13 protein-coding genes are annotated in these 14,629 nt (G+C 60.7%); 5 read left to right on the forward strand and 8 right to left on the reverse strand.

Annotated features, from left to right (window positions below; genetic code table 11):
- Positions 1-307: 307 nt before the first annotated feature.
- From CYJ17_RS09185 to CYJ17_RS09195, 3 genes are read right to left on the reverse strand one after another with little or no spacing between them, the layout of a single operon-like run.
- On the reverse strand, positions 308-1,993 hold the full coding sequence (locus CYJ17_RS09185; protein WP_087070475.1) for a class I adenylate-forming enzyme family protein: 1,686 nt from the start codon (positions 1,991-1,993) through the stop codon (positions 308-310).
- Complete coding sequence (locus tag CYJ17_RS09190) at positions 1,986-3,494, reverse strand: M18 family aminopeptidase (protein ID WP_234984469.1); 1,509 nt, start codon at positions 3,492-3,494, stop codon at positions 1,986-1,988. The genes CYJ17_RS09185 and CYJ17_RS09190 overlap by 8 nt, the downstream gene beginning before the upstream one ends.
- Before the next feature lie 52 nt (positions 3,495-3,546).
- Complete coding sequence (locus CYJ17_RS09195; RefSeq protein WP_087070473.1) at positions 3,547-3,843, reverse strand: hypothetical protein; 297 nt, start codon at positions 3,841-3,843, stop codon at positions 3,547-3,549.
- 123 nt (positions 3,844-3,966) lie between these two features.
- Here CYJ17_RS09195 and CYJ17_RS09200 point away from each other — a divergent pair, with 123 nt between their 5' ends.
- From CYJ17_RS09200 to CYJ17_RS09210, 3 genes are all read left to right on the forward strand, one after another.
- Positions 3,967-5,967 (forward strand): potassium transporter Kup, encoded by a 2,001-nt coding sequence (locus CYJ17_RS09200; protein ID WP_087070472.1) that lies wholly within the window; start codon positions 3,967-3,969, stop codon positions 5,965-5,967.
- Positions 5,968-6,002: 35 nt separating this feature from the next.
- Positions 6,003-7,256, forward strand: a complete 1,254-nt coding sequence (locus tag CYJ17_RS09205) for an alpha/beta fold hydrolase (RefSeq protein ID WP_087070471.1) — start codon at positions 6,003-6,005, stop codon at positions 7,254-7,256.
- A 183-nt stretch (positions 7,257-7,439) separates the two neighbouring features.
- The gene (locus CYJ17_RS09210) at positions 7,440-8,309 is read left to right on the forward strand and encodes a DNA-methyltransferase (protein ID WP_087070470.1); all 870 of its coding nucleotides are present in this window, start codon (positions 7,440-7,442) and stop codon (positions 8,307-8,309) included.
- Positions 8,310-8,351: 42 nt separating this feature from the next.
- On the opposite strand, the gene CYJ17_RS09215 is transcribed toward CYJ17_RS09210, so the two are convergent.
- Positions 8,352-9,620, reverse strand: a complete 1,269-nt coding sequence (locus CYJ17_RS09215; RefSeq protein WP_234984468.1) for an amidohydrolase — start codon at positions 9,618-9,620, stop codon at positions 8,352-8,354.
- Between the two features lie 217 nt (positions 9,621-9,837).
- Here CYJ17_RS09215 and CYJ17_RS09220 point away from each other — a divergent pair, with 217 nt between their 5' ends.
- Positions 9,838-10,452 (forward strand): HAD-IA family hydrolase, encoded by a 615-nt coding sequence (locus CYJ17_RS09220; RefSeq protein WP_087070468.1) that lies wholly within the window; start codon positions 9,838-9,840, stop codon positions 10,450-10,452.
- Between the two features lie 68 nt (positions 10,453-10,520).
- On the opposite strand, the gene CYJ17_RS09225 is transcribed toward CYJ17_RS09220, so the two are convergent.
- From CYJ17_RS09225 to CYJ17_RS09240, 4 genes are read right to left on the reverse strand one after another with little or no spacing between them, the layout of a single operon-like run.
- Complete coding sequence (locus tag CYJ17_RS09225) at positions 10,521-11,057, reverse strand: methylated-DNA--[protein]-cysteine S-methyltransferase (RefSeq protein WP_200807173.1); 537 nt, start codon at positions 11,055-11,057, stop codon at positions 10,521-10,523.
- Positions 11,058-11,068: 11 nt separating this feature from the next.
- Entirely contained in the window at positions 11,069-11,620 is a 552-nt protein-coding gene (locus tag CYJ17_RS09230; RefSeq protein WP_087070467.1) for an NADPH-dependent FMN reductase, read from the reverse strand.
- Positions 11,621-11,678: 58 nt separating this feature from the next.
- On the reverse strand, positions 11,679-12,308 hold the full coding sequence (locus CYJ17_RS09235; RefSeq protein WP_087070466.1) for a GNAT family N-acetyltransferase: 630 nt from the start codon (positions 12,306-12,308) through the stop codon (positions 11,679-11,681).
- Between the two features lie 52 nt (positions 12,309-12,360).
- Entirely contained in the window at positions 12,361-12,903 is a 543-nt protein-coding gene (locus tag CYJ17_RS09240) for a GNAT family N-acetyltransferase (protein ID WP_087070465.1), read from the reverse strand.
- A 149-nt stretch (positions 12,904-13,052) separates the two neighbouring features.
- Here CYJ17_RS09240 and CYJ17_RS09245 point away from each other — a divergent pair, with 149 nt between their 5' ends.
- Positions 13,053-14,402, forward strand: a complete 1,350-nt coding sequence (locus tag CYJ17_RS09245; RefSeq protein WP_087070464.1) for an IS256 family transposase — start codon at positions 13,053-13,055, stop codon at positions 14,400-14,402.
- Positions 14,403-14,629: the final 227 nt, after the last annotated feature.

Genomic DNA, 14,629 nt, shown 5'->3' on the forward strand with positions numbered 1-14,629 from the left:
GGTGCGTTGACGATCTCCACAGGATGGAACACGCATTGACATCCTGTGCGGATAGCCAGCGCCACCGCTCTAACCATGGAAAAAGCCTACACGAGTCTTGACGATTTCTTTACGTTTAGGCTCAGTGTTTTTTCATGTGCAAATGTTCACGCTTGCAAAAATTGGAGAAAATCGCAGCATAGAGCCGTTTACGGGCGAGGATCCCGATAGAACCACCCCCGGAAGGAGTCACGTCTCACGCCAGGTATATCTCATATGGTGAGATAGTTTTTCTCAAAATCATTCCAGCAATGAGATAAGCACTGTTTTAGGGCGCCGCGGGGGCGGGCGCGGCAGTACCGTGCCCGAAGAGATCGCGCAGCCGCGCCCGGGACACCTTCCCGTCATCGCCCACCGGAAGCTCATCAAGCACCACCAGGAGGCGCGGGAGTTTGAAGGAGGCGAGCGCCTGGGCAGCAAAAGCCCTGAGCTGATCGAGGCTGGGCACGGGTAGGCTCTGGGGCACCACCGCGAAACCGCCGGTTACCGGATCCGGGGTAGCGAAATCTTCGGGACGGGCTTCGTGGGAATCCATCACAATGGCGGCGCCCACCACCTGGCCCCACACCGGATCTGGCACACCTGTGACCAGGGCGGAACGCACTCCCGGGTACTGGTGGAGTACCCGCTCAATTTCTTCGGGGTGAACGGTATCTCCCCCAGTTTTGATGGTATCGGTGACCCGGGCAACCAGAGTGATATATCCATCCGCATCTACCCGCGCGTGGTCTTGAGAGCAGAACCATTCCCCCGCGAAGGAGGAGCGCTGGTAATTCTCCCCGTGCCAGTATCCGGCCGAAATGCTCGGTCCGCGTAATTGCATTTCTCCGCTTTCCCCGGGCGCCACCGGGGTATCGGTACCCGGCTCCACCAAGCGAATCTCCACGTGGGGCATGGCACGCCCCACCGTTTCAGCCTTGTGCGCCACGCGCGCGGTGGGAAGATACGGGCCGACGCCGCCTGTTTCCACAGACCCCCATATATTCAGCGGATGTAGACCCGCGGCATCCAGGCGCCCCATAAGAGCGGGCGGTACCGCTGCTCCGCCCACGAAGGCGTAGCGAAGACTGGAAAGATCCCGGGCGACGAAGGTGTCGTCGTCGAGCATAAAAGAATAGGTGGTGGGGGTGCCGAACATGGTGGTGACCCGGCGTTCTTCAATAAGGTGCAGCAGGCCGGCCGGAGAGGGAGTACGCGCAATAACAATGCGGCCCCCGCGCGCGAAGTGGAAGAGCGTGCCGCCGTTGAACCCGGCGATAGAGGAACATCGAGCGCTGTGTAAGAAAATGTCATCACGCCCGTAGCCCAGAGCATCATGGAAAATACGATCCGCCCACCACAAATTGTCATGGGTAAGTTCGAGGGCTCGGGGCGCTTCCGGGGGCGCGGGCCGGAACATCATAACGGCAACCCCACTCGGGTATCCCTCGGTATTAAAAGCGGGATGACCGGCGGTGCCATCGGCAACGAAATCAGCGGTGAAACTCCCGGTTGCCGCGCTCAGAGCAATATAGCCGTTGGTGAGGGCGGGAGTGAAAGGTGGGGCGAGGACGTCGTCGTCGATAACAAAATGAATAAGAGTTCCCGTGGAGGTGAAGGCGCCGGCGGTGCCTATCTCCGCGCATGCGATAAGAACGCGCGGGGCCGCAAAATCGACGAGGCGTTGAATCTCCACCGGGTGAAGGCGGGCGTCCACCGGAACGTAAACCGCACCGATGCGGGCGCAGGCCACCGCAACCAGATAGTGATAGGGAGAATTATGGGCCACGATCATAACGCGGTCCCCGTGTGAGACACCGGCCTGGACGAAAAGTTGGGCGAGGCGGGAGGTGATATCGCGGGCCTCACCGACCGTCAGGGCGGTGGCGTCATAGAAGAGACAGGGGCGATCCGGGTTGGCGAAAGCGGTGCGATCAAGCAGATAGGCAACGTTCGTGACGGGGACGCTACTCATTGCTCTCACTTTCTGAGCCCGACCCCGCTCCCCCGCCGGTATCCGCGAGATCCGCATCCGGCATATCAGCTGCGTGCTCCCCGAAAAGGAAACCGCGAATGAGGCGACGCAGCTGGTAGAGATCATCCACGTGGGAGAGCTCGCGCGCCGAGTGCATGGACAGGAGGGGTACGCCCACATCCACCGTGGTGATACCCAGGCGAGTAGCCGTCAGCGGGCCGATGGTGGTGCCGCAGGGAATGGAATTCCGGGAAATGAAGAACTGGTAAGCAGCGCCGGCATCACTAGCCGCCCGGAGAGCGAGCGTGACGGATTCGGCATCGGAGGCGTAACGCTGCTGGGCGTTCATTTTGATAAGCGGGCCGGCACCGGCGCGCGGGGCGGAATCCGGGTCGTAATACTCCGCGTAATTAGGGTTGAGAGCGTGCCCGGCATCGGCAGACATGCAGGCCGAACGCGCCAGTAGCCGGTACCAGCTATCCCCGCGCACCCCGAAGCTTTCCGCGATGCGGGTCAGCACGGTTTCCAGGAAGGGCCCGCTGGCTCCGCTGGTGGTTCCCGAACCGACTTCTTCGTGGTCGAAAGCGGCGAAAACTGGGAAGTAGGGAAGAGTCGCGTCATTCCCCACGCCCGCAGCCACCCCATCGAGGAGCGCACGAAGGCCGGCATATACAGAGGATAAATTATCCTGACGCCCGGCGGATAGGTACGTCCCATTGCGCCGCGGCGGCTCAACATCATATGCGTAGATATCATGCCAGCCGATCCATTCGGCACCGGGCGTTTCCCGGCCCTCCGGGCCCGGCTCCGCATAGCGCGCCAGGGTTTCAAAAAGATCGCTATCGGTATCGGCGCCGAGCTCCGATTCCACCCCGGCATCCCCGCACGCCCCGGTAACAATCGGATGGAGATGCTGCTGGCGATCCAAGGTGAGGCTATCGCGGTTACCCGAAATAAGGTGCGGGGCGAGCTGCGGGATCACCATGCAGGCGGGGGTACGAACCAAGTATTCCCGACCGTCCATATCCGTGATACGCCCGGCCAGGCCAAGGTCACGGTTAAGCCAGGAATTGAGTAGTGGCCCGCCGTACACTTCCATATCGACCTGGGTGTAGCCCCCGTGACGAGAAATGCCGGCCGGCTTGAGTTTGAGGCTGGGTGAATCGGTATGTGCACCCAGGATTCGGAACGGCGCTAGTTCACCGGAACCCGCACCTCGCGGGCTCACCCAGGCAATCAATGCCCCACCGCGCCGCACATAGCGCGCCCCGCGCGCCTCCCAGGCATCCGTTTCGCGCTGCTCGGTGAAACCGTGTGCTTCCAGAATGCGCGCGAGCTGCGCAGCTGCGTGGTAGGAGGACGGAGATTCCGCGATGAACTGCGCGTATCCGCGGGCGTGGTGATCAGCGGCGGTACCTTCCCGGACCCGCATTGGATCCACCGGCGCGGTATCCGCCTGCGCGGTATCAGGCGTGGACTCGGCAAACTCAGACATACTCATGGCCTCCCAGTCTAGTGACCGCCGGGGCACCCCGGCCTCGTTATTTCAGCGGTTAGGGGCGCGAATTACCCTCCGGGGAATCCCAGAAATCCCCCGCGGGATCGGTTCCGGTGGTGCCAGGCCCGCCGGCGGCCTCAGTTGCGCCGTCGTTCCCCGCACCGTCATTTTCCACGACGGCACCGGCCGCAACCTCTGCCGGCGTGACTTCCATGGTGCCGCGCGCCGCGTGGCGGCGTGCCAAGAAAAGCAAAAGCATTCCCAGGGCCAGCACCAAAACGCTAATAACCACCCAGGCAAGGACCTGCGCCCCGCTCGTGGCGAGCTGGGTGCCGCCGTTCACCGTTTCCATTGTTATTGAACTCCTCACCGCAACGATTAGCTTCCTGGGACGATGGTACACCGGGTGACTAGAACATCACACCGGACCTTTTCCATGCTTTTTCGTCAGCGAAGGTAGCTAGGATTCCCGCTCATGACAAAAATTTTTCGCGCTGCGTCGTTGCGGCGTGACGGTGGAGAACACGGTGCCGACAGTGGCGGGGCTCTGGCCCGGGCCGGTCTTGGTTTGGCCGCTCTCGGCGTCGTTTTCGGCGATATCGGGACCAGTCCGCTCTACGTTGTGCGCGCGGTTTTCACCGTGCATGGCGGCGCCGTTCCGCTCACGGACGCCTCGATTTACGGAGTGATCTCCCTGGTGGTGTGGATGCTCCTTCTTATCGTGTCCTTCAAGTACGTCATTCTTGTATTGCGTGCGGATAACGACGGCGAAGGCGGCATTATTGCCCTCGCCACCCTGCTGCGCACTCTCAGCGGTGGGCGGCCGCGGGCTGCCGCGCTCTTCACGGTAGCGGGCATGTTCGGAGCGGCGCTCTTTTTCGGCGACGCCGTTATCACCCCGGCCATTTCAGTGCTTTCCGCTATCGAAGGTATCCGGGTGGCGCTCCCGACCTTCCCCGCCACCCTCATTGTGCCCATCGCACTGGTGATTCTTCTCACCCTGGGTTGGATGCAGCGCTACGGTACCGGGCGGGTTGGCGTTATTTTCGGGCCCTTCATGCTGCTGTGGTTCACGGGCCTGGCTCTCATCGCCCTCCCGCATATTGCCGCGCATCCGGAAATTTTCGCGGCACTTTCCCCGCATGAGGCCCTCACTTTTGTGGCTCGCCACCCGGCCATCGGTTTTTTCGCCATGGGCGCGGTCGTGCTTGCGGTGACGGGTGCCGAAGCGCTCTACGCCGATATCGCCCATTTCGGGAGGCGCCCCATTTCCGCGGTGTGGTTCGCGGTGGTGCTGCCCGCACTGGTGTGTAACTACCTGGGGCAGGGTGCACTGCTGCTCGAGCATCCGGAGGCCATTGCCGATCCGTTCTTCCATCTGGTTTCTTCCCAGTGGGCCCTGGTACTCACGCTGCTGGCCACCGGCGCCACGGTGATCGCCTCGCAATCGGTGATCGCGGGGACCTATTCCATTGCCCGCCAGGCTTCCCGGTTGGGATACCTGCCGCACCTGCGGATTCGCTATACCTCCGCGAGTGGGGCGGGGCAGATTTACCTGCCGGATATTACCGGGCTGCTGGTGGCCGCAGTAGCGACCGTCGTGGTGATTTTCCGCGATTCGGAGCGGCTTTCATCCGCCTATGGGCTGGCGGTCTCCACCGATTTCCTTCTTACCACCGCCATGCTCTTAGCCCTCACGGTGATCGGCTGGCACTGGCGCTGGTGGCAAAGCGCTGCGCTGGCTGTGGTGCTCGGAGTGGTGGAAGTTCCGCTTTTCGCCGCTAATGCCGCAAAGCTGGTAACCGGCGGCTGGCTCCCCCTGCTCATCGCCCTCGTTCTTATGGTCGTTATGCTCACCTGGCGGCGCGGGGAGGCAGTGGTAGCAGCTACCCGGGCCCGAACCGAAGGTACCCTCGCGGAGTTCGCGGCGCAGCTGCAGAAAAATCCGCTGCGGCGTGTTCCGGGTACCGTGATCTATCCGCATTCCCTCGCTACCACGGTTCCGGCGGCTTTGCGGGCTACCACCGCGCTACATCGCAGTCTGCGCGACCACGTTATTATTCTCTCCATTAAAACGGCCCCGCAGGCCCATATCGAGCGCGCCGAACGCATTACCCGCACGCAGGTGAGCCCGCGCGTGGAAGGCGTTGTACACCTCACGATGCGTTACGGCTTCATGGATATCCGCAATATTCCGGCTGATCTGGAATGGGCGCAACACGAATACGGGTGGGGTTCCTGGAAGCTGAGCGAGGCCCAGTGGGTGCTCAGCCACCTGGGGGTACGCTCGCGTGGGAAGAACGACGACGCAGCTCCGGGCACCACGAGCTCTGCCGCCACCGGTGATTTTCCGCAATTGGCTCGCTGGCAAGCCTGGCTTTTTGCGCGGATCGCGCGCCATTCCGCATCGCCGGCCTGGGTGAGGAGTCTCCCGGCGGATCGCACCGTGGAGATTTCCCGCGAGGTCATCGTGTAGCTACTAATGTCGAAGCGCCTGGTAGCGTTCCTAGTATGACGACAACAACGCACTACCTCGAGCAGCTTCGCCTCGATGAACTCAGCCTCACGGTGCCGCTCACCGCGGATCGGGAAGATGCGCGCACCATTGATATATTTGCTCGCATCGCCACCCGCCCGGGCGGGGAATCCCTCCCTTATCTCTTCTACCTGCAGGGCGGGCCCGGTTATGAAGCCTGGCGGCCCAGCCTGTCCCCGCTGGAACCCTCCTGGCTAAATGTGGCCCTGGAACGCTACCGGGTTGTTTTTGTGGATGAACGCGGTACAGGGCGCTCCACACCCGTTGGGGAAGATATCCTGAGCACGGGAAGCGCCGCGGAAGTGGCCGAATATCTCAGCCACCTGCGCGCTGACGGCATTGTGCGCGATTGCGAAGCGCTGCGCCGCGAGCTCGGCGTGGAGAAAATCAACCTGCTCGGGCAGTCCTTCGGTGGTTTCACTACCGTGCATTACCTCTCGGTCGCGCCCGAACATATCGATCAGGCTTTCCTCACCGGCGGGCTCACCGCGGTGCGCCACAGCGCTGATGATGTCTATTCCCTCACGTGGGAAAAGATGCGGGAGCACAGTGCAGAGTACTACCGGCGCTTCCCCGCGCATCGGGATCGGGTACGGGAGCTGGTGGATCTGGCCGGTAGCGGCTCCATCGAATTACCCACCGGGGAAATTGTCTCACCTTCGCGGCTGCGTTCCCTCGGGCACCTTCTCGGTTCGGATAACGGGTGGCGGGAACTGTACTACCTGCTGGAAAAGGATCCGGCTTCCACCGCTTTCCGTTATGACCTGGCCGCGGCCATGCCGTTTGATGGGCGTAACCCGCTCTACTATGTGCTGCACGAATCCTCCTACGCGGACGGCGTGGTCACCGATTGGAGCGCGGAGCGTACCCAACCGGAGGATTTCCGCACCGATACTTCGCTTCTCTACGGTGAACATGTGTGGGCGGAATGGGCGGATACCGTGCCGGCATTCCAACCGTGGAAGGATGTAGTTGAGAAGCTGGCCACCTGGGAGTGGCCTCAACTCTACTTCCCGGATGCTTTGCGGGAATCAGGCGCGCGCGGTGCGGCTGCTGTGTACGTGAATGATGCCTATGTGCCCCTGGAGTTCTCGTTGGAAACGGGGGCACTGCTTCCTGGGATCCACCGGTACGTAACTTCCACTCATGAGCACAGCGGTTTGCGTTCCAGTAACGGGGCGGTGCTGCGCACGCTCTTTGAATTGGCGGATGGAACGCGGCTGCGCTAACTATGCGCGCCAGGAACGCCCCGCGGCGGGGTTAGCCGGGCGTGCTGAGCTGCACTAACCGAACACCCCGCACGGTGCCCAGTTGTCCGGAAATTCCAGATAACTGGGCGCGGGACGTGCGCTCCAGGAATAGTGGCCGGCCCGCGCGCGGGCGGCCGGCGGTAAGAAAGTGAGGATACGCAGATGTGGAATAATGCGGATACGGATGCTGTGGTGTTCGGAGATAACCTACCGGTTCTCCGGAGCTTACCGGCTGAATCATTCCAGCTTATTTACCTCGATCCGCCTTTTAATACCGGCCGCACCCAACGCCGCTCCACGGTGGTGACCCGGCGTTCCAGCACCGGGAATCGTATCGGTTTCAAGGGCCAGCGTTACGAAACGATCGTGGAGCGGGTACTCGGCTACGATGATAGCTTCGCCGAATATTGGGGTTTTCTTGAACCACGCCTGGAAGAAGCCTGGCGGCTCCTCACCGATTCGGGAACGCTCTATCTCCATCTTGATTACCGGGAGGCACATTACGCGAAAGTGCTTCTCGATGCGCTTTTCGGGCGGGAATGTTTCCTCAACGAGATTATTTGGGCCTACGATTACGGCGCTCGCACGAAAAAACGCTGGCCCGCCAAACACGACACTATTTTGGTGTACGTGAAAAACCCGGCCAGCTACTACTTCAATTCGGAAGATGTAGATCGAGAACCGTATATGGCTCCCGGATTAGTCACCAAGGAAAAGGCAGCACGCGGCAAACTTCCTACAGACGTGTGGTGGCATACCATCGTCTCCCCCACCGGAAAAGAAAAAACCGGCTACCCCACCCAAAAACCACTGGGGATTCTGCGCCGGATTATCACCGCATCTTCTCGCCCGGGGGACCGCGTCCTTGATTTCTTTGCCGGATCAGGTACCACCGGAGCCGCGGCGCATGAATTGGACCGCCAGTTCCTGCTCATTGACGCCAATCCGGAAGCAATCGCGGTGATGCGCACCCGCTTCCCCGATGAGGTACAGTTCGGGGAATGGGATGGCGAGGCGGTCAGCTGGAAGTAGCGCGCATCCGAAACTACCTCCGGATATTGCCGTAGAGGCAGTTCAGGAATCGACACGCACCTGGGAATAGAGGGCGCAGGCACCTACCCGATAAGCAGGCTCCAGGGCAAGCTCCGGATCCGCGTAGAAATCCGGGGAGTGATTCGAGGCGGGCTCCCCGTGCGCCGGGTCGAGCTGCGCGGGCGAAAAACCACCGAAAAGCCAGAATACCGAAGGCGCACCGGCGCTCTGCCCGAGGACCGCAAAATCCTCACTGAAACCGAAAGTTTCGCTGGCCACATTCTCCTCCCCCAGTTCCGCACCGATCACCTCACGCAAGGCCGCAACAGCTGCGTCGTCGTTCACGGTGGCATCTACCTGGCGGATCTGGCGGATCAGAGGTTCGGGGGCGCCGGCCGCGAGCGCTTCGGCCCGGATAATCCGCTCGATACCGGTATTGATTATTGCGCGGGTTTCCTCATCCCGGAACCGAGTATTGATGCACAGACGCGCGGTGTCCGGAATGATATTGTCCTGGCTGCCGGCCTGGAAAACGCCGACGCTCACCACCGCGTTGCGGTCCGGATCCGTCATGCGGGAACGGATTGTTTGCAGGCGGGTAACAATGGCCGAACCAATCACAATAGGGTCGACGGCGCGATGGGGCTGCGAGCCGTGCCCGCCCACCCCGTGCACAATAACTTCGAAACCGTCCGAGCCGGGCAGCACTCCACCCGGATGAAGATTGACCCAGCCGGCCGGGCGTGGCACCACGTGCCCGCCGTACATGACCTGCGGGCGCGGAGCTTTCTCCCACAGACCGGCCTCCACCAGGGCGCGTGCCCCCAGACCGTTTTCTTCCGAAGGCTGGAAAACAAAAACGATGGTACCGCGCCACAGCTGCGCATGGGCCGCAAAGGCCCGGGCCAAGGCGAGCGCGATCGACATGTGGGAATCGTGCCCGCAGGCGTGCATAACCGGAACATTTTTCCCGGACGCATCAATTCCGGTGGCCCGCGAGGCATAGCTCAGGCCGGTACGTTCGGCAACGGGCAGGCCGTCCATATCAGCGCGATAGCCCACCACCGGGCCGGAACCGTTGCGCAGCACGCAGGCAAAACCGGTATCGGTCACGGGGATAATCTCACGGGTGATCGCACCGGAAAGTTCGAGGTTTTCCAGGCGTCCCCGGAGAGCCCGCGAGGTCTCCACTTCCTGGAAAGAGAGCTCGGGATTGGCGTGGAAATACTGGAAATCACCGATCATGGTGGCCCGGTCCGAAGCGCTGAGGCGAAATTCCTCCGGAAGATACTGCACGGCGTTCCCTCTCATCCGATGCTAGCGGTGCGGGCGCCTCCGTGGCGCAGAGTGCGCAAGCGTCCGCTCACCTCGTTTATTTTAGCGCCGGGATCGACAGCCGCGCCGAACGTCCGTGGCAGGTCGGGGCGGTGACTGGCTAGGCTGGAGGGAGTGTGCAGGCGAGGTGTACCGGTAAGCGGAGCCAAAAGGTGCCGGTACACGCGGCGGCAGCGCCCGGGCGAGGAGGATTATGTTCCACAACATCATTTGGGATATGGGCGGAACCATGGTGGATACCTATCCGCATGTGGATGCCACCTTGCAGGCGGTTGTTCTTGATTCCGGTCAGGAGGTTTCCCTCCTGGAAGTTGCCCGCCTGACCCGGCACTCCACCAACCTAGCCATCACCGAGCTTTCACGCCGTTTCGGGATTCCGGAAGCCGAGTTTCGGGCGCGCGAACAGGAATTGAAAGACTCGTGGAAAATCACACCGCCGCCCGCGATGGCCCATGTGCGTGATGTTCTTGCCGCGGTTCCCGGGATCAATGTGGTGGTCACGCACCGGGATCGCGCGAGCGCCCGCACCCTCCTGGAGGGCTTGGGACTCCAAGTTACCGATATGGTTTGCCCCGAGGACGGTTTCCCACGCAAACCCGACCCGGCGATGTTCACCCATATGCTCAGCAAGCACCACCTAGATCCGGCCCGCACCCTCGCTATTGGGGATCGGCCGATTGATATCACGACCGCACATAAAGTTGGAGTGGCCGGTGCTCTCCTGGAAACTCCCGGTATTGAGCTGGAGGCGGATGCTGATTATCGCATCACTGATCTTGCGGAGGTTCTCCCGCTCCTCGGCTCATGAGCTAGCGGCATAGTTTGTACCCGATAGTTTGTACCGGCGCGGGAGTTTTTCTGGCATAACCAGACTTGTCAGGACGTAAGGCCAGTTTCAGCCACAACAGAATTTTCTAGCCGTAGCAACGCTTTTTTCATATCAAGCCCACCCGCGCACCCGCCCGGGGCGCCACGCGCGGCAAGAACCCGGTGACAGGGCAGCACAATGGGTATCGGATTGCGCGCGCATGCCGATCCCACCGCACGAACCGCCCGCGGGTTGCCCACCATTGCAGCAAGCTGGCCATAGGAGCGGGTCTCCCCGTAGGGAATTTCCTCGAGGGCACGCTGCACCCGGGCCGCGAAGGGGCCGCGGGTGAGAAGCAGATCGGTAGGGAGCCGGAAATGGGTGCGTTCGCCCGCGAAATACTCGGTGAGCTGGGCACATGCCCGGGCGGCAAGCTCCTCCGCCCGGCGCCGCTCGGCCTCATTCTCAATCTCGATAACCGCCTGCGGGCCCGGGCACCCGGGAAGCACCACCGCGATCACCGCATGCGCCTGCGCCGCAACGGCGAACTGCCCCAGTGGGGAATCGCACGTCCGCCATACCGCTGCGGCGCAGGCACGTGTCACGGGAGGTTTCTTTACTTCGCGACCTGGGCGGTGCGGTGTTCGAGGCCGCTCAGCACGGCTTCCACCTCACTCGCACGGCGTTCCAGCGGAGTGAATTCGCCGTCCGTCCAGTCCTCAAACATCATGAAATTCACTTCGGAACGGATAGCTGGCATATTGAAATTAGCCGTAATCTGGCGCCATTGCTCGATAGCGCGTACGCCCCCGATGGAGCCGTGCCCCACGAAAGCAACCGGCTTATTCATCCATTCAACGCCCAGCGCGTCCACCGCGTTCTTGAAGGCCCCGGGCACCCCGTGGTTGTATTCCGGGGTCACGAAAATAAAGGCGTCGAATTCGCTGATTTTATCGGCCCAGCGCTGGATGGCCGGATTATCGTAGCGACCGTTGGCCGCAGCCGGAACCACGGGGCTGGTGAGGAGCGGAATATCGAAATCCTTGATATTGACGAGTTCGTAAGCGACCTCCCCCGCCCGCTGGGCTGCGAGCTGGGCGACGTACCGGGCCACACCCTCGGTGGCCTGGCCCTCGCGAATTGATCCGGAAATAATGGCGATCTTCATAAACGTGTCCTTTCGTTTAGGTGAGCGACACCCAGATTACCAATCTCTCATTTACCATTCAATCGGACGTGGGGTGCTCCCCTTTTAGCTCGGTGCGAACACCCTCCGCTTCGGCTTCGGCATCGCCACCACCTTCACGCAGATCACTGGCGAGCACCGCGTAGACGATGGTGTCGGTCCACTCCCCCTTGAGCCAGAAGTCCTGGCGCATATGCGCTTCTTTACGCATTCCCGCATGCTGGAGCATAAGCTCACAGACCCGATCCCGCGCATCCATTTGTGCAGCAACGCGATGCACTCCGCACCGGGTGCAGGCGTAGCGAATCATGGCCCGCATAGCCTCCGATGCGTAGCCGTGACCGCGGAAATCCGGGTGGAGCACGGTGGCAATCTCCGCGACGCCGTGCTGCGGATCGGTCATCCACAGGCGCACGTCCCCGATGGGTTGCGCATCGAGTTCGATGACGACGGCGAGCGCGGCCTGCGGGCCGCGCAAATCCCGCGCCTGGGCGCGCTGGGCAGCTTCGTTGACCGCCCGTTCGGGATTCCAGGCATCGGTCATGAGGTATCTGGTGACATCTTCACGGCTGTAAATACTATGCAGCCACGGCGCATCATCGGGCCGGTGCAGCCTCAATCGCAGCCGCGTGGTTGTCACCGAAAATTCTTCAGGTGTCGTGATATCCATAACTCTTTAAGTGTAACGAAAAACACTTTTAGGGGAAGAGGTTCTGAGCTGGTTATCCACGATACGGAACGGGGCGGTAATGAGGCAGCGGATCGCTCGCCAACCTTCCGTACAAATCAACATCGATACGCCACCCATTAATCAGAAATTTCCCGCGTTCGGTTCCTTCCTTGAGGAATCCCGCCGCGCGGGCCACCCCTCCCGAAGCCGGGTTATTCACCCGGTGTCCGAGTTCCAAGCGTTCCAGCCCGCGCTCGCACAGCGCCCAATCCGCGACGGTTGCCGCCGCTCTAGACATGATTCCACGGCCCCAGTAATCGCGGTGCAACCAGTAGGACAACCACCCGCTTTTCTCATCACCATCCGCGTGAATACGAACCATACCGATGAGTTCATCGCTATCTTCCCGGGCGATGACCCAGGCCAGCTGCGAATCGGGATTTTCCAAGATCTGCGCGATATAGCGGCGAGCACCGGCCATATCCGTGATATTGCCCTGCCGGATCATATCGGGATGGGAGGCGAAGGCCGCCACAATAGCTGCGGCGTCGCCCTCACGCACCGCGCGCAGCACAGTATCAACCTTCGTTCCCACGCTCGTTACCAAGAGCTACCTATACATTAAAACGGAATTCGACGGAGTGTCGTCGATAAATAACTATTCGATGCGCAAAGTACAACGAAATACGAGAGTGTCTAATGGTTTGTGTGTGAGGGTGAAAACCACCTAGGAGATAAACCAGAATGACTACCGTGAAACAAGACCCTGAAGACAAGCAGCGTATCGATGCCATCGAGAAGAAACTCCTGGCTAACCCGCAAATGGCCGAGCTGATCGGCGAGCTAGCCACGTCTACTACTAACGCTAACGACCTGGTACGCGGCATGCTCCAAGCCTCGATCACGCGTGGCCTTCAAGCCGAGATGGATGCCCATTTAGGCTACGCACACTCAGACCGTAAAGCCAAAGCCGAAGCCGGCGCCGAGAGCATGGGGAACTACCGTAACGGTAGCTACCCGAAAACCGTGGCCACGAACTACGGGATGATCACCGTGGATATTCCCCGTGACAGGGCCGGCACGTTCCGCCCGACCATGGTCCCTAAAGGCGCGCGGCGCCTGACAGACGTGGATGACATGATCGTGAGCTTGTATGCCGGCGGGATGAGCGTACGCGATATCCACCACCACCTAGCCACCTCCCTGCGCCTAGAGGTATCCCCGGAGACGATCAGCGCAATCACTGACGCGGTCCTTGACGAAGTACTCACCTGGCAAAACCGCCAGTTAGACGAGTTTTATCCCGTGATTTTCCTTGACGCGATCCGGATCAAAGTACGCGATGGAGGACGCGTGGTAGGCAAGAGTGCCTATATGGCTATCGGCGTGAACATGGACGGCGTCAAACACGTTTTGGGCTTGTGGATCGCCCGTGAGGAAGGCGCTTCTTTCTGGGCGAGTGTGTGTGCCCAACTGGCTAACCGGGGCGTGAAAGACGTGTTTATCGTGTGTTGTGACGGTCTGAAAGGCTTACCTCAAGCGGTGGAGGCTACCTGGCCGGACTCGATGGTACAGACCTGTATCGTGCATTTGATTCGGGCAGCGAATCGGTGGGTGAACTACCAGGACCGTAAGGCCGTATCGGCGGCGTTGCGTGCCGTGTATACGGCACCAAGCGAGGAAGCCGCTAGGTGTGCTTTAGAAGAGTTCGCGGTAAGTGACCTTGGGTTGAAGTATCCCCAATCAGTGAAGGTCTGGAGGGACGCGTGGGAGCGTTTCACGCCTTTCTTGGGCTTCCCGCCGGCAGCGCGCAAGGTTATTTACACGACGAATGCTATCGAGTCGTTTAACAGCCAGTTGCGTAAGGCTACGCGTAACCGGCGTCAGTTCCCGAACGACGAGGCGGCGATCAAGGCGTTGTGGTTGATGATTTGTCATATTGAGGATCGGCGGGCTGCCAAGCTTGCGAAGGAATCGAGGAAAGGGAGTGTGGATGTAGGCCATTATGTTGAGGGTGCTCGGGTCCAGGGCTGGAAAACTGCTATTAACCAGATGTCCGTGGCCTACCCTGACCGGTTTAATAAGTATTTATAAACAATGCTCACACACAAACAACTTGACACACTCCGAAATACCGCTAGAAACAGACAACATATGGGGGTGCACAGAAACACATATAGGTTCTGCGGAAAACCTATAGGGTGCGTCGCTAAAAACCGCTGTGCGCGAAAAACATAAAGGGTTTACGGACCCGGTCCCAGACCCCTCAATACTCTGAGCCGGAAGAATGGAAAGTGGAAGGTTGATGTATCCCCACTATT

It is taken from the genome of Actinotignum timonense (assembly GCF_002860685.3).
Lineage (GTDB): Bacteria > Actinomycetota > Actinomycetes > Actinomycetales > Actinomycetaceae > Actinotignum > Actinotignum timonense.

Bases quoted from the DNA above. Each gene is read 5' to 3' on its own strand.
- CYJ17_RS09210 (WP_087070470.1), top strand. From the start codon at position 7,440: ATGTGGAATAATGCGGATACGGATGCTGTGGTGTTCGGAGATAACCTA.
- CYJ17_RS09200 (WP_087070472.1), top strand. From the start codon at position 3,967: ATGACAAAAATTTTTCGCGCTGCGTCGTTGCGGCGTGACGGTGGAGAA.
- CYJ17_RS09185 (WP_087070475.1), bottom strand. From the start codon at position 1,993: ATGAGTAGCGTCCCCGTCACGAACGTTGCCTATCTGCTTGATCGCACC.
- CYJ17_RS09215 (WP_234984468.1), bottom strand. From the start codon at position 9,620: ATGAGAGGGAACGCCGTGCAGTATCTTCCGGAGGAATTTCGCCTCAGC.
- CYJ17_RS09245 (WP_087070464.1), top strand. From the start codon at position 13,053: ATGACTACCGTGAAACAAGACCCTGAAGACAAGCAGCGTATCGATGCC.
- CYJ17_RS09235 (WP_087070466.1), bottom strand. From the start codon at position 12,308: ATGGATATCACGACACCTGAAGAATTTTCGGTGACAACCACGCGGCTG.
- CYJ17_RS09220 (WP_087070468.1), top strand. From the start codon at position 9,838: ATGTTCCACAACATCATTTGGGATATGGGCGGAACCATGGTGGATACC.
- CYJ17_RS09195 (WP_087070473.1), bottom strand. From the start codon at position 3,843: ATGGAAACGGTGAACGGCGGCACCCAGCTCGCCACGAGCGGGGCGCAG.
- CYJ17_RS09205 (WP_087070471.1), top strand. From the start codon at position 6,003: ATGACGACAACAACGCACTACCTCGAGCAGCTTCGCCTCGATGAACTC.
- CYJ17_RS09190 (WP_234984469.1), bottom strand. From the start codon at position 3,494: ATGAGTATGTCTGAGTTTGCCGAGTCCACGCCTGATACCGCGCAGGCG.
- CYJ17_RS09230 (WP_087070467.1), bottom strand. From the start codon at position 11,620: ATGAAGATCGCCATTATTTCCGGATCAATTCGCGAGGGCCAGGCCACC.